The organism is Oceanospirillum sp., from assembly GCF_048265165.1.
Classification (GTDB): Bacteria; Pseudomonadota; Gammaproteobacteria; order Pseudomonadales; family Halomonadaceae; genus Oceanospirillum.
This window is the reverse complement of record NZ_JBLXCD010000006.1, coordinates 23,188-37,180: the sequence shown is the minus strand read 5'-3', so window position 1 is coordinate 37,180 and position 13,993 is coordinate 23,188. Positions and strand designations below refer to the sequence as shown.

Sequence of the window (13,993 nt, the reverse complement as noted above, 5' to 3'; positions counted from 1 at the left end):
ATTAAAAGTGATTTAAAGCCTGACGGATAAACCTTCAGCCAGAGAGATCCGGTAAGCCCGCAATCCAGGCCAGAGCCCCACCAGTAAACCCGCAACAGCGATAACGCAGAGGAGCTTCAATTCAGTCAGACTGAAGCCGCTGACCGGCAGCCAGATACCCCAGATATCATAAACAGCAGGGGCAGCTATAAGCAGCAACAGATAGAAAACACCAGCGCCTATCAGCAGGCCCAGCAGGGTCAGAATAAAGGCCTCAGCAACCAGTAATACCATCACCTGCATGGGTCTTGCACCAATAGCCCGCAGAATAGCGATCTCCCGGCGGCGCTCATTGAGCCCGGTCAGAATTACCGACATCAGTCCTACCAGGCCACTGATCACCACAAAACCCGCTACTACGAGCAGTGCATTCTCCGCAACGCCAACTAGCTTCCAGAGTTGTTGCAGGGCCACCGCAGGCATCACCGCTTGTAACGGCTCACCGATCATTTTTAGTCCCTGCCCACCTTCATTGATACGGCGCTGAACTTTGAACAATTGGGTCTTCTTTTTCACCCCTACCAACAGAGCCGTAATGGCTTTAGGTTGCAGCTGCTCCATATTCAGCGAAGTATTCCCTCCCTGCTTTTCAGCAAAACGGGTGCGGATATCACCCAGTACCGGCTTACCCCAGCCAACGTGAATCGCTTCAATACTCTCAAGGCTGGCCAGCACAGACCGGTCAACCGGCGTTCCCGTACGCTCCAATATGCCCACCAGGGTAAAGGGCTTATCATCGTGTTCTTTAAAGCTATGCTTACCCATACCATGGGCGATAATCATCCGGTCTCCAACCTTATAGCCTAGCTTTTGTGCAACTTCGGCACCAATTACCGCCTGATAAAGCTGATCAAAACGCTTACCGGAAGCAAAGGCCAGTGACTGTTTTCGGCCATATTTATAGTAATCAAAATAGGTCGCATCGGTACCCATGACGCGAAACCCTTTATGGGAATCTCCCAAAGCCAGTGGCAGCGTCCACTCCACTTCAGGCATGGCAGCAATTTCCTCTGCCGCCTTCCAGCTCATATTGGCATTGGCGTTACCCAGCTGAAAAACAGAATACAGCAACAGCTGAAGATCCCCACTGGGGGCGCCTACGATCAGATCCGTCCCTGAGATAGTTTGGTTAAAGCTGGTTCGGGCTTCAGTACGCACCCGTTCAACGGTTAACAGTAATGCTACACTGAACGCAATGGTCAGCACCGACAGAAAAACCGTTAAGCGCCGGTTAAGCAAGCTTCGGGTCGACAGGCGCAGTAAAGTTCTCAGATTCAGGCTCATTTGTTTGTCCCTTCTACCTCTGACGGTTCTACGGTGCTAACCGCCTGGTTCAGCGTCGGCAGGTGCAGATGACGATCAAAGTGAGATTTCAGACTGTCATCATGACTAACAAATACCAGCGAGCTGCCGCTTTGTTCTGTTTCAGCCATCAATAACTGCAAAAACTGATCCCTGCTTTCTCTGTCCAAGGCCGATGTTGGTTCATCCGCTATAATCAGATCCGGTGCACCGATCAAAGCCCGTGCAACTGCAACACGCTGTTGCTGCCCGATACTCAGATTCATCACAGATGTCGTCCAGAGAGGCTCCGGCAACAATAACCTACTCAGCAAACGTTTTGCCTCATCCAGCGCACTGACCTTAGCCTGCTTCAGATTCGCCACTCGCTGGTGAGAAAAATCACAGGCCAGGGTGACGTTATCCAGCACGTTCAGATACGGCAACAGGTTGAACTGCTGAAACACCAGACCAATATGATCCGCCCGAAAGTGATCCCGCTTAGCGGCACTTAGCGCTTCGATCCGCTGGCCCGCAATGGTGATCTGCCCCTTCTGCGGAACAACAACACCGGCCAGCAAGGACAACAGTGTACTTTTACCACAGCCACTTGGCCCATAAACAAAGAGACGCTCACCGGCATTCAGCCGGAAAGCGTCAATACTGAGAGCGGGTTTTGCCTGATCGGGCCAGGCAAAACTCAGCTGCTTAAGATCAATAATCACCTTACCAGTCAAGACTTCCATCTCCTTCCCATTCGGTAACCACAACAGTACGGTCAGAGACCGCCTCAATGCGCAACAGTTCAAGATAAGGCAGCTGGCTGAACAGCTTCAGTTCAAGAGGTGAAACCTGTTCGCTATCACAGTGGAAGGTATAGCTGGCTTCAACATCAACATGACCGTGGTCGTGGTCGTGGTCGTGGTCGTGGTCGTTGTGGCCGTGATCATCGTGATGCTCATCATGATCGTGGCCATCGTGATGCTCGTGATGCTCATCATGATCGTGGCCATCGTGATGCTCGTCATGGTCGTGCTCACCGTGGTGCTCGTCATGGTCGTGCTCACCGTGGTGCTCGTCATGGTCGTGCTCACCGTGGTGCTCGTCATGGCCATGCTCATCATGATGCTCGTCATGGTCGTGCTCATCGTGTGCATGATGGCGCTCTTTATGCCCCTCTGAATCCAGGAAAGGCAGGGAAACCGTGCGTTCTTCCAATTCGCAATTGGCAGGTAAACTCAGCCATTTCTCCGGGTGATGGAGCACCTCATCCGCATGATAAAGCGCTTCCTGCTCTTTTTTATTCGTTGGCTTATGTTCATAACCAATCACACTATCAGCAGCCGCTGTGAAACTGATGCTAATCTCATGCCCTTCCTGAGCCAGAGCCAGATGAGCGACACCATGCTCATGGGCACTCAGATCAGCAGCCTTAACAGGACTCGCCAGTAGCAAGGTAAGAATAGGTAGCGCAGTCGTCACGGAAAGGGCGTGCTGGATACGATTCAGGCGTTGATTACAGAAGCAATTAAAAGGGACAGAGTGTTTAAAAACAGCAGCAGATTTCATAAATCATCCTTTGTAGGCTACCAGCCAACGAGCAAGCAAGAGTATAAAATTTAGTCCCTGAGCCGACAATTCACTCAGAACACCTTGTTAAAAAGACTGACGTTATAAAACAAAAATTGAAATGTTACAACATAACACTAAGGCTGAATACCCCGATTCTATTTTAGGAACCTCTCTCTTATTTATGATCAGGACAACCCCTTGCTCCTTGGCTTTAACCGATGCAGCTGAAATAATACCGGCACAACAAAGAGCTGCAAACGACGGCCTACTGGCATCTATGCTCCCAACGCTTTCAGAAATTCCATTTCTTTTCGAGAACAGTCGTTACTATGAACGCCGAGAAACGCTACGAAATTTTTTCCCGCCTACGGGATAACAACCCGCATCCAACGACAGAACTAAACTACACATCACCCTTCGAGCTTTTAATTGCTGTTCTGCTTTCCGCTCAGGCCACAGATGTCGGGGTCAACAAGGCTACAGCTAAACTTTACCCGGTAGCCAATACACCCCAGGCGATTTACGACTTGGGAGTCGATGGCCTGAAGGAGTACATCAAAACCATCGGCCTGTTTAACAGTAAGGCTGAAAATACTATTAAGACCTGCCGTATACTGCTGGACAAGCACAACGGCGAGGTGCCTCAAACCCGAAAGGAGCTAGAGGCATTGCCCGGTGTTGGCCGAAAAACCGCCAATGTTGTGCTGAATACCGCCTTTGGTCAGCCCACCATCGCAGTGGATACTCACATTTTCCGGGTATCGAATCGCACGGGTATCGCCAAAGGAAAAAATGTCGATGAGGTAGAGCAAAAACTGCTGCGCCATGTCCCCAAAGAGTTCAAATTGGATATCCATCACTGGCTTATTCTGCATGGGCGCTACACCTGCGTAGCACGCAAACCACGCTGTGGCTCTTGCCTGATTGAAGACCTGTGTGAATTTAAAGAGAAAACGGAGATCTGATTCCGTCAAATAAATAAAGGTGTAACGCAACGCGAGAGCAAACCTTACTTTCGCGTACTTTCTCTGAGCGCTCCCAGAATCACTTTTCAGTGCTACTACCCGGTGCTAACTGCTGCCGGACTGCCTTTGTTAAACAGATGCCATATCCCTGTCCCAGGTCAACACCTCCATAGAAAACCCCAATGTCATAAAACTGTCATTTGACCCGGATGCGGGAGAAATGTATTGTTATTGTATATACATTGCATATCATTAAGATATTCAATAAAGAAGCAGGCAGGACATCCCTATGCCGTCAGAAAAAAAGAAGAAAAAAGACAGTCAGCTGATTATCCGTATCAATCAGCAGGAAAGGGATGCCTTTGTTTCTCTTTGCGATGAACTTGACACCAGTGCTGCTCGTGAAGTTCGCCGTTTTATACGCAGTTTTCTGGCAGAGCATAAAACACCAGATGATCAGGCAACCACCTGAATACTGAATGCTCTGCCAATTACCGCTCTGGTTTGGGGTGATTATCACCGGGACCAGTCAGCGTTTTTTTTCAAAGTCGGTGAGTCTTCACCGGTCTAAATCTGAAAGGAGAAGTACAATGGCTAAGGTAGCTAAAAAAGAAGTTAAAAAAGAGATCAAAGCACGCGAAGCTAAGATCGAAAAACAAGAAGGCAAACTGAAAAAACTGAAAAAAGCTCTGAAAAAAGCTAAGTAAGTTTTTGCCTTGTATAGAAACGGCCTACGGGCCGTTTTTTTTATGTCTGGCATCGACAAGTTAACAACCGATATACCCCCCTTCTCTCTTTCGCATCACCTTCTTACGACGGTATCAGAAGTTCAGCTCGCTCTTTTTGTGCAGCCGTCATTCGATCTTGCTAAACTTGCCCTCCTGTCAACGCCGGCTCTGTCAGATTAAGGCAGCAAAAAAATCTGCAACGCTAACCCTCAAGCTAAATAATGGATGTTTTCGTGAACACGAGTGCCCCGCTTTTACAGCCCCGGAACCTGGGCTCAGGCTATCTGATAGAACTTTTTGCTTTTTTTCTGCTGAGTTGTTCTATCGCAATGTCAGCAAGTGCCGGTGGAATTGAACTGAAGGATGACCTTAATAATAAGGTGGTTCTGCTGCAGCCTGCACAGCGCATTGTCAGCCTGGCACCCAGTGTCACCGAGCTGCTGTTTTCTGCCGGAGCAGGTAGTAAAGTTGTTGCTGCAGTAGATTATAGTGACTTCCCCGATGAGGCTAAAACCCTGCCCAGGGTTGGCGGTTATACTCAACTGGATATTGAGCGCATTCTCGCGCTCCGCCCAGACGTGGTCATAGGCTGGAAAAGTGGTAACCACCCGGCAGCACTGGAGCAACTGCGCAAACTGGACATACCGGTTTATATTACAGAGACCCGTTTTCTGGATCAGATCCCCACAACCCTTGAACGCTTCGGACAGATGGCCGGCACACAGAAACAGGCTCAGCAGGAGGCCGACCGATTTCGCAATACACTGGACCGGCTTAAAGCCCAATACCAGCATAAGACACCCGTTCGCGTTTTCTATCAGGTCTGGAATCAACCTCTGATTACCATCAACCGGCAAAACCTGATTAATCAGGTGATTGAAGCCTGTGGTGGTCAAAATGTCTTTGCTGACTTGAATACTATCGCCCCCCGTATTGATGTAGAGGCCGTACTCAAAGCAAACCCCGATGCGATTGTCGCCAGCGGCATGGGTGTTGAACGTCCTGAATGGCTGGACGAATGGCTCAAATGGCCTGCTATTAAGGCGGTAGAAAACCATCAGCTACACTTTATTCCACCCGGGCATATTCAACGTCAGACCGTTCGTGTTTTATTGGGTACTGAGCGTCTTTGCCAACAACTGGAGCAGACCCGTCACAACATGGGCAGGCAACCATGACCCTGGACAGGCATGGTAAAAATTTCAGCTATAGCCAGCAACAAAAGCTAAGAGCCCTGTTCTGGCTTGGAGGTCTGGCTCTGGCCTGCATACTGAGCCTTATGCTATCGCTACTGACCGGTAGTATCGATGTGGTCATTGCGGATATCTGGCAGCTGATTCAATACCGCACCGGACTAAGTCACTCACCGGTCAACACGCTATCTGCCACCATTATAACTGAGCTGCGCCTGCCCCGGTCTCTTTCAGCCCTCGTCGTTGGTGCTGAACTGGCGCTGGCCGGCTGCCTGATGCAGGTACTGCTGCGCAACCCTCTGGCTGACCCCTATGTTCTTGGGGTATCCGGCGGTGCTGCGGTGGGAGCTCTGTTCAGTATTATGGCGGGGCTGGGCAGTTTCTGGGTCTCCGGCAGTGCCTTTATTGGTGCATTAACGAACCTGCTGCTGGTTTTTGGCTTGTCCCACGCCAGTGGAGTCTGGTCCCCCTCTCGCCTGCTGCTGACGGGCGTTGTCACTGCCGCAGGCTGGGGAGCCGTTATCAGCTTTATGCTCTCCATTGGTGAAGATAATCAGTTACGCGGGATGCTGTTTTGGCTGATGGGTGACCTGAGTCGCGCCACCCTACCCGGCTGGCACGGGCTATTCCTGCTGATAAGCCTGACCATCAGCGCTCTTTTGGCACGACCACTGAACATGATGCTCAGAGGGGAGTTACAGGCTAAGGCTCTGGGGGTCGCCGTTTATCCTCTGCAGATCACCCTGTACTTACTGGCATCAGTATTAACCGCATCTGCGGTTACCCAGGCCGGAAGTGTTGGCTTTCTGGGTTTGGTGGTGCCTCATATTCTGCGCCTTAGCATCGGTTCCGATCACCGCCTACTGTTACCGGCAACGGCTCTGGCGGGAGCTTGCCTTCTGCTACTGGCCGATACCCTTGCCCGTACGCTAATCGCCCCACAACAGCTACCTGTGGGGGTTATCACCGCCTTTATCGGAGTACCGGTTTTCCTCTGGGTACTACAGAAAAGCAATCGGGGGACAATATGAGTCGCGACAGGATATTGCCGGATGGAAAAAAACCACCACCCTTGCTGGCAAGTCATAATCTGACAGTAAGTATTGGCGGAAAAACCCTGTGCCGTAACTGGCAACTACAACTCAATAGTGGTGAAATCTGGGGCATTCTGGGGGGAAATGGTGCAGGTAAAACAACGCTACTACATACTCTGGCAGGATTACGGAAAGCAGATCAAGGTGAGATTCTGCTGCAGGGCAGGCCCCTGCAGAAATTAAAAGACCGTGAAAGAGCGCAGCAGCTTGGCTTCTTACTGCAGGATGACAGCACAGCCTTTCCGGCCACCGTGCTTGAAACCGCACTCCAGGGGCGACATCCGCATATGGGACACTTCAGCTGGGAAAGCTCAGAAGATGAAGCCATCGCAATGGCAGCACTGGAACAGGTCGGCCTTACCGATTATTGTCAGCGCAATATCGATCAACTCTCCGGTGGTGAGCGTCAGCGGCTCAAGATCGCAACACTTCTGGTGCAGCAGCCTAAAGTTTGGCTACTGGATGAACCCGCTAATCACCTGGACCTGCACCATCAGGTCAGCCTACTGGAACAGCTGATCGGTTCGGTAAAAGCTCACTCGGGTACACTACTGATGAGCTTGCATGATCTGAACCTGGCCCAGCGCTTCTGCGACAAGCTGATTCTGCTCTTCCCAACGGATGAAAAAGGTAACGGGCCGGAAGTAGGCGATAAAGTAGAGCTGCTGACAGAAGAGAATCTCCAGCGCCTCTATCAGCATCCGATCCGTCGTCTGACAACAGAAGCCGGGCCCGTATTTATTCCGGCCTAACACCCTGCACTCTGATCAACAGGTAACCCTATGACGTTCTTATGCTTATCCCGCCGCACGACCCTGCTGCGCATGCTCTTTTGTCTGACGGCCATGATATTTACCTCGTCAGTCCAAGCCTGGTGGTCACTGGGAGGAGACGATAATGAGGATCGCGGCTATCAGGCCGAGTTTCCCTTGAATGAGCGCTATCAGTTTGAATGCGGTGCCTGCCATATCGCTTACCCCCCTCAGGTTCTACCCAAAGCCAGCTGGCAAAATCTGTTTGCCAACCTGAACGATCATTTTGGCGAGGCCGCAACACCAGATCAGAATCAGGCAGAAATTCTCAACTATCTGAAGAATTATGCCAGTGATAGTAACAATGCGGGTCAATTTAAAGACTTCACCAAAAGGTTGCAGACACCAGCCCCGGTTCGCATCACCGAGCTCAGTTTCTGGCGACTAAAGCATGATAAGGTACTGAACAATAAAACCCGGTTTATCATCGACAATCCGGATGTCGGCAGTAGCAGTCGCTGTAACGCCTGTCATAAAGATGCCGAGAAAGGGTTATTCCAGAAACATACAGTAAACATTCCAAATATAGAAAAGCGTGCGTATAAATAATGGATACCCAAAAATTGGAATAATGCGATAACCGAACAGTGATTAATTACTCTGTGGTGGATTCTATTGTAATCTACCTCCTGCATCCCCACTCACTCAACGAGTATCAATCCTAGCTTTACAGAATAACGTCAACATAAAAACTGACCAATTAGCGGAGAAATTATGCGTTTACTACACACTATGCTGCGGGTTGGCGACCTGCAAAAGTCCATCGAGTTTTATACCCATGTGATGGGCATGGAGCTACTGCGTCAGTCTGAAAACGAAGAGTACAAGTACACCCTGGCATTTCTGGGCTACGGCGATGAATCCGACACGACGGTTATCGAACTGACGTACAACTGGGGCACCAGCGAGTACGATATGGGCAGCGGCTTTGGGCACCTTGCCATTGAGGTTGATGATGTTTACAGCGCCTGCGATAAGATCCGTGCAGCCGGAGGCACCATCACCCGCGAACCGGGGCCGGTGAAAGGTGGCAATACCGAGATCGCTTTTGTGCGTGACCCTGATGGTTACGCGATCGAACTGATCGCTAGTAAGTTTGCTGGCAAAGGACTTGGCCAAAACTGATTTAACCTCTCTGGCCGGATATAATAGCCATCGGCAATGAGCCGATGGCTATTCTCCTCATTAGCGGCCCCTGACCTTCAAAACTCCAGCCCCATCCGTCTCTGCGTCATAAACCATTGCGACAGCTTCTTTCTTGAGCTATTTTCAAACAAGTGTTTAAATGATTTTAGCTCTGCTTTGGGTCTGAAGATACCTATCGCTTCTTACCGGCATCGATAAGCAGTATCTGACAGGCAACCAACACGAAACAAGAAAACAATAACGAGGGATTTATGTCTGATATCACACGGATCGCCTTTGAGCGCTCAGGTCATATCGCCATTGTGCGCTTTAATCGCCCGGAAAAAATGAATGCTCTGGATATGCAAACCTTCAATGAAATTCTGCAGATTCAGCAGGAGATTGCATCAGATCCCAAAATACGTGCTGTGGTTCTGACCGCAACAGGCGATAATTTCTGTGCCGGGCTTGATATTCAGGGTGTGATGACAGACCCCAATGCTGTGGAAACCCTCCTCAGCCCGCCCGAAGATTACCAACTGGCAGATGCCAAAGCGCTGGGCAATTATGTACAACAGGTTGTTGTTGGCTGGCAGCAACTTAAAGTGCCGGTTATTGCCGCACTGAATGGCTATGTCTTTGGTGGTGGCCTGCAGATCGCCCTGGGTGCTGATTTCCGTATCGCACACCCGGAAAGTCAGCTCTCGGTGATGGAAATTCGCTGGGGCATCATCCCGGATATGGGCATTTCTGTTGTCGTCCCCTCTGTTATCGCCCGGGATCAGCTTAAACTAATGGCGATGACCGGCGACCGTGTTTCCGGTGAGAAAGCTCTGCAATTAGGCCTGGTTACTCAAACTGAAAACAACCCAGAAGAGAAAGCACGGGAATTAGCAGACACTCTGAGTCTGAAAAACCCCCAAGCTGTACAAGGTATAAAGCACCTGTTTAACACAGATAACCTGAATCCGTCTGAAAGACTGGCATTGGAAGAAAAATTACAACGCGGAATTTTATTTAGTCCCAATCAGATAGAGGCCGTTCAAGCTAACCTCCAGAAGAGAGACCCTGAGTTCAAATAACTCAGAGCTTTTCCTCTGGCTGGTTATAGGCAAAGGCCACAGGCCTGAGCAAATGAAAACAGATCCACACCAACGGATAGATACTAATCAGTGTCGTGAGAATATCGGCCAGGGTGTGGTAATTCAGCTCTATCATCAGCACGCCATAACCTGCACCACTGATAAGAGCTGCTATCAGAGCAGCTCCCTGTCGCAATCTGGCTTTCCAGCAAAAAGCGGGCTCAGATACGTTCTCGTCAGGTAAAAACATCAAAACCAGCAGCATCTGATAAAAAGGGATCAGGATGGCACTATGGGTACTGAAATCCAGTCCCCAGCTTCTCCAGAAGCCAAAATAAGTGTCCAGTGCACTGAAGATAAACACCAAAAGCAAACTGACAGGCAAAAAAACAGCCCCTGCCCGCATAAAGCCCGACCGGTATACCATCCAAAACACACCTGCAGCCAATAATGGTGTATAAACATCTGCCACAACATCCCTCATATAAATCTCCTTTTATCAGGGTCTGAAAAGACTAAATCGTAAAATAACATCATTGGCATTACGTATCTTGACAAAATTTCACTATGTAAAACTTTATCTACAAATCAATATGTTAGAACAGCTTTACCCGCTATGCCTTTACCGTTAGTCTAGCCACGGTAAAATCAGCCTGACGATAAAACTGCCTGTTATCTACTCAGGAGGCAGCTGAAATCTGATTTTGTTCTGACGGGGGAATTTGGAGTTCCTGACATGGATCCATTAGCACAACATATTAATGAGCGGGCCAGACAACTGACCCGAGACTTACTGGAACCTCACACAGAGGTTTTTAAAGGTGCGGCCGAACTGACTGCCAGTGGCTCCCGGGCACTGGGCATTGTCAACTCAGAACTAACCCGGCTGGCTCTGAGCTGTCCGCAGACTGAAGAGAAAAAAGCCATTATCGAAGGCTTCTCCCGGGCTTTAGCTCAGCTGGAGTGGAATGCAGAAGATGCTGCAGATCTGGTTCGCAACCTGGAAAAAGAGCTGAAGCTGCACCCGGTCCAATCTTCCCAATAAGCATCGCGGCACATCTGGTATTTCAGACTGGGCCCACATAAAGGCTCAGAATTCTGAGCCCTTCACTCTAAAGATCACAAAGCTCACGCATCGCTTCGTGGGTGCTAAGATAGACATGTCCTGGCTTCAGACGGTGCAGAAAGTCAGTCTGACGCAGCTGATCCATAACCGGCCCTTTCACATCGGACAGATGCAGGGTAATACCCGACTCCCGCAGGTTGTCAACCATCATCTCCAAGGTCTCTAGGGCGCTGGCATCCATAAAGCTAATCCCATTACAGATCAATACCAAGTGCTGCAACTGAGGTTGCTCAGAAATAATCGCCATTACTTCATCTTCGATATAGCGAGTATTAGCAAAATAAAGATTCTCATCAATCCTTAAGCCTAAGCAGCAGGGGTTTGTTTTCACTTCAAAACGCTTAACATTGCGAAAATGCTCACTATCTCCTACACGCCCAACCACTGCGATGTGCGGCTTGCTCGTTCGTTGCAACAGTAAGGCCACCGACAGCAACATACCGGCCAACAATCCAGCCTCAACACCAGCTATTAACACCATGGCAAATGTCGTTGCTAAAGTCAGTGCATCAGCCCGGTTAAAATTCCAGGTATTTTTGATACCCGAAAGATCAACCAGCGGTAAAACGGCCATAATCACGATGACCCCCAATACCGCTTTCGGTAAATAATAGAACCAAGGTGTGAAATAAAGCACCGTGAGCGCAAGGCCAGAGGCCGTTATCACTGATGCCACTGTGGTCTGAGCACCGGATGCATCATTCACCATAGAACGACCAAAACCACCAGCCACCGGATAAGCACCACCAAAAGCAGCACCAATATTGGCAAAACCTAAAGCAACCAGTTCCTTGTCCGGCCTGATGCGCTCCCGGCGTTTACTGGCCAGAGCAGTACCAACCGAGACACTCTCAAGAAAGCCTACCAGGGCGATCAATAACGCCGCAGGTAAAAGCCCCAGCCACCAATCCATTTCAAAGGGCAGTAAAGATAAAGCAGGCAGACCAGCAGGAATCTCACCAACAATTTTAACGCCCTGCTGGTTATTCAGGTCAAAGCCCACCACCAGCCCAACACCGGCTAAAATAGCAAACATGGGTCCCGCCTTAGCCACAGACCCTGCCAGCAGAGCTGATGCGCCCCATTTTTGAAGCACAGCTCCCAGATATTTTTTGCTATACCACATAATAAAACCCGCAAGCAGGGCGATCCCAAGAGTTACGGGATTAAAATCAGCCAGGTTAATGGCCAGATTATTCAGGGTTTCGTAAAAGTGGTGACCGCGGGAGAAATCCAGCCCAAACACATATTTCAGCTGACTAAAGGCGATCATCAATGCCGCCGCCGCCGTAAAGCCGGTAATCACCGAATGACTGAGAAAATTAACTAAAGAACCTAAACGCAGAATAAACATCAGCAGTAACACAAGACCGACTAAAAGCGCTAACACCATAGCCGTGACCATATAGAGTTCTGTACCGGGCACCGCATGCTGTGAGACGGCCTCTCCCACCATCAGTGAAGCGATCGCAACCGGCCCTACCGCAAGACTGCGACTACTGCCCAAAAGCGCATAAACAAACAGAGGAATAATTCCCGCATACAACCCCATTTGCGGAGGCAACCCTGCCAGGAATGCGTAAGCCATTCCTTGAGGCACCAGCATAATCGCCACAATAACACCCGCAAGGCCATCATTAACTAAGGTGTCACGTCGATAATCGGCTAACCAACCAAGAATAGGGAACACTCTCTGAGCCCGGGTTGGTATTTTTTTACGTACCTGAACCGGTCTTTGTGAAGTGGATGCCATAATCAGATGCCTTATTTTTAAAACTTTTTGGAATATTGTTATCATAAATGATTATATGCTAATATTCCATCAAATCGAGTCATCAGCCATCGACAACCCGAAGCCAAATAAAAAGTGACAAACGGTTGTTGAGGCTGTGTCTTAAATAAGCAATACGGCAGAACTGAAGAAAATGGTAACAGCTCGTGGGTCAACCCGCATGTGCTGGCTGCTGAAAGGAGATCTATGATGAACCCGATAATCAAAGCTTTCTTCCATGAAGCAACCTCAACCTTTACTTATGTGGTGCACGATGGCAACAATCCCCTGTGTGCTGTTATCGACCCGGTATTGGATTTTGATTATAAATCCGGCAGCACCAGCACAGAGTCCGCTGACGAGGTGATCCAGTGGGTTAACGACCACAAACTGACACCTCAATGGATTCTGGAAACCCACGCCCATGCAGACCATATCAGTGGAGCTAAGCATATCCAGGCTGAGTTGGGTGGCAAAATTGCCATCGGCGAACACATTACCCTGGTTCAGGGTGCCTTCAAAAAAGTCTTCAACTACGGTGATGAGTTTGTCACCGACGGTCATCATTTTGATGATCTGATGGTTGCTGGTAGTCAGTTTAAGATCGGTGATCTGGATGCCAAAGTACTGCACACTCCGGGGCATACGCCAGCCTGTGTCACCTATGATATTGCCGGAAAGCTGTTTGTGGGCGATACCTTGTTTATGCCAGATGTGGGCACTGCCCGCTGCGACTTTCCCGGCGGCGATGCTGAAACCCTGTATGATTCCATTCATACCTTGCTGAATTATCCGGACGATACTGAGCTGTATATGTGTCACGACTATCCTCCGGAAGGCCGTGATATTCGCTATGTATGCACCGTCGCCGAACAGAAAGCACAGAACATTCATGTGGGTAAAGAGGCCAGTAAGGCAGATTTCGTTAAAATGCGTTCAACCCGTGATGCCACCCTGGAGATGCCGAACCTGATTCTGCCGTCTATTCAGATTAACATCCGTGCCGGTGAACTGCCGGATGCGGAAAATAACGGCGTATCTTATCTTAAACTGCCTCTTAACCAGTTTAACTAGTCTATAGGAAAGAATGGCCATCCAGCTATAATGCCCCATTCCTATTAGCTTTCGCTCCGATTGTCAGCTAAAGAAGAAATAAGAGCATAAAAAAACCGCCGCTATCTTTTCGACAGCGGCGGTTTTTTTTG

Annotated in this window: 15 protein-coding genes; 10 read left to right on the top strand and 5 right to left on the bottom strand. The window is 49.4% G+C overall.

Annotated elements, in window-relative coordinates; genetic code table 11:
- Window positions 1-12 precede the first annotated feature (12 nt).
- The 3 genes from ACN0R8_RS12135 to ACN0R8_RS12125 are packed head-to-tail and all read right to left on the bottom strand — an operon-like array spanning window position 13 to window position 2,889.
- Window positions 13-1,323, bottom strand: a complete 1,311-nt coding sequence (locus tag ACN0R8_RS12135) for an ABC transporter permease (RefSeq protein WP_417597765.1) — start codon at window positions 1,321-1,323, stop codon at window positions 13-15.
- Complete coding sequence (locus ACN0R8_RS12130) at window positions 1,320-2,066, bottom strand: ABC transporter ATP-binding protein (RefSeq protein WP_417597763.1); 747 nt, start codon at window positions 2,064-2,066, stop codon at window positions 1,320-1,322. The genes ACN0R8_RS12135 and ACN0R8_RS12130 overlap by 4 nt, the downstream gene beginning before the upstream one ends.
- Window positions 2,047-2,889, bottom strand: coding sequence for a hypothetical protein (locus ACN0R8_RS12125; RefSeq protein ID WP_417597761.1), 843 nt, complete (start codon window positions 2,887-2,889; stop codon window positions 2,047-2,049). Before ACN0R8_RS12125 ends, ACN0R8_RS12130 begins: the two co-directional genes overlap by 20 nt.
- A gap of 332 nt (window positions 2,890-3,221) precedes the next feature.
- Between ACN0R8_RS12125 and nth the strand changes: the two genes are divergently transcribed.
- The 8 genes from nth (at window position 3,222) to ACN0R8_RS12085 (ending at window position 9,891) form a co-directional block, all read left to right on the top strand.
- Entirely contained in the window at window positions 3,222-3,857 is a 636-nt protein-coding gene (gene nth, locus ACN0R8_RS12120) for an endonuclease III (protein WP_077242543.1), read from the top strand.
- A gap of 289 nt (window positions 3,858-4,146) precedes the next feature.
- Complete coding sequence (locus ACN0R8_RS12115; protein WP_417597759.1) at window positions 4,147-4,329, top strand: hypothetical protein; 183 nt, start codon at window positions 4,147-4,149, stop codon at window positions 4,327-4,329.
- A gap of 489 nt (window positions 4,330-4,818) precedes the next feature.
- Window positions 4,819-5,763 (top strand): cobalamin-binding protein, encoded by a 945-nt coding sequence (locus ACN0R8_RS12110; protein ID WP_417597757.1) that lies wholly within the window; start codon window positions 4,819-4,821, stop codon window positions 5,761-5,763.
- Window positions 5,715-6,809: a FecCD family ABC transporter permease gene (locus ACN0R8_RS12105; RefSeq protein WP_417597755.1), complete on the top strand. Its 1,095-nt coding sequence runs from the start codon at window positions 5,715-5,717 to the stop codon at window positions 6,807-6,809. The genes ACN0R8_RS12110 and ACN0R8_RS12105 overlap by 49 nt, the downstream gene beginning before the upstream one ends.
- Entirely contained in the window at window positions 6,806-7,624 is an 819-nt protein-coding gene (locus ACN0R8_RS12100; protein ID WP_417597753.1) for an ABC transporter ATP-binding protein, read from the top strand. The genes ACN0R8_RS12105 and ACN0R8_RS12100 overlap by 4 nt, the downstream gene beginning before the upstream one ends.
- Before the next feature lie 30 nt (window positions 7,625-7,654).
- Window positions 7,655-8,233 carry a hypothetical protein gene (locus ACN0R8_RS12095; RefSeq protein ID WP_417597751.1) on the top strand — a complete coding sequence of 193 codons (579 nt, stop codon included), beginning with the start codon at window positions 7,655-7,657 and terminating at the stop codon, window positions 8,231-8,233.
- Window positions 8,234-8,398: 165 nt separating this feature from the next.
- On the top strand, window positions 8,399-8,809 hold the full coding sequence (gene gloA, locus ACN0R8_RS12090; protein ID WP_417597749.1) for a lactoylglutathione lyase: 411 nt from the start codon (window positions 8,399-8,401) through the stop codon (window positions 8,807-8,809).
- Between the two features lie 272 nt (window positions 8,810-9,081).
- A complete protein-coding gene (locus tag ACN0R8_RS12085; protein WP_417597747.1) occupies window positions 9,082-9,891 on the top strand; it encodes a crotonase/enoyl-CoA hydratase family protein in 810 nt (269 codons plus the stop codon).
- Between the two features lies 1 nt (window position 9,892).
- Here ACN0R8_RS12085 and ACN0R8_RS12080 read toward each other — a convergent pair whose 3' ends face one another.
- Window positions 9,893-10,375 carry a hypothetical protein gene (locus ACN0R8_RS12080; protein WP_417597745.1) on the bottom strand — a complete coding sequence of 161 codons (483 nt, stop codon included), beginning with the start codon at window positions 10,373-10,375 and terminating at the stop codon, window positions 9,893-9,895.
- A 252-nt stretch (window positions 10,376-10,627) separates the two neighbouring features.
- Here ACN0R8_RS12080 and ACN0R8_RS12075 point away from each other — a divergent pair, with 252 nt between their 5' ends.
- Window positions 10,628-10,936 carry a hypothetical protein gene (locus ACN0R8_RS12075; protein ID WP_417597743.1) on the top strand — a complete coding sequence of 103 codons (309 nt, stop codon included), beginning with the start codon at window positions 10,628-10,630 and terminating at the stop codon, window positions 10,934-10,936.
- A gap of 67 nt (window positions 10,937-11,003) precedes the next feature.
- Here the strand turns inward: ACN0R8_RS12075 and ACN0R8_RS12070 are convergent, their stop codons facing one another.
- A complete protein-coding gene (locus tag ACN0R8_RS12070; protein WP_417597741.1) occupies window positions 11,004-12,770 on the bottom strand; it encodes a SulP family inorganic anion transporter in 1,767 nt (588 codons plus the stop codon).
- 225 nt (window positions 12,771-12,995) lie between these two features.
- On the opposite strand from ACN0R8_RS12070, the gene ACN0R8_RS12065 reads away from it, so the two are divergent.
- Window positions 12,996-13,862 (top strand): MBL fold metallo-hydrolase, encoded by an 867-nt coding sequence (locus tag ACN0R8_RS12065; RefSeq protein WP_417597738.1) that lies wholly within the window; start codon window positions 12,996-12,998, stop codon window positions 13,860-13,862.
- Window positions 13,863-13,993: the final 131 nt, after the last annotated feature.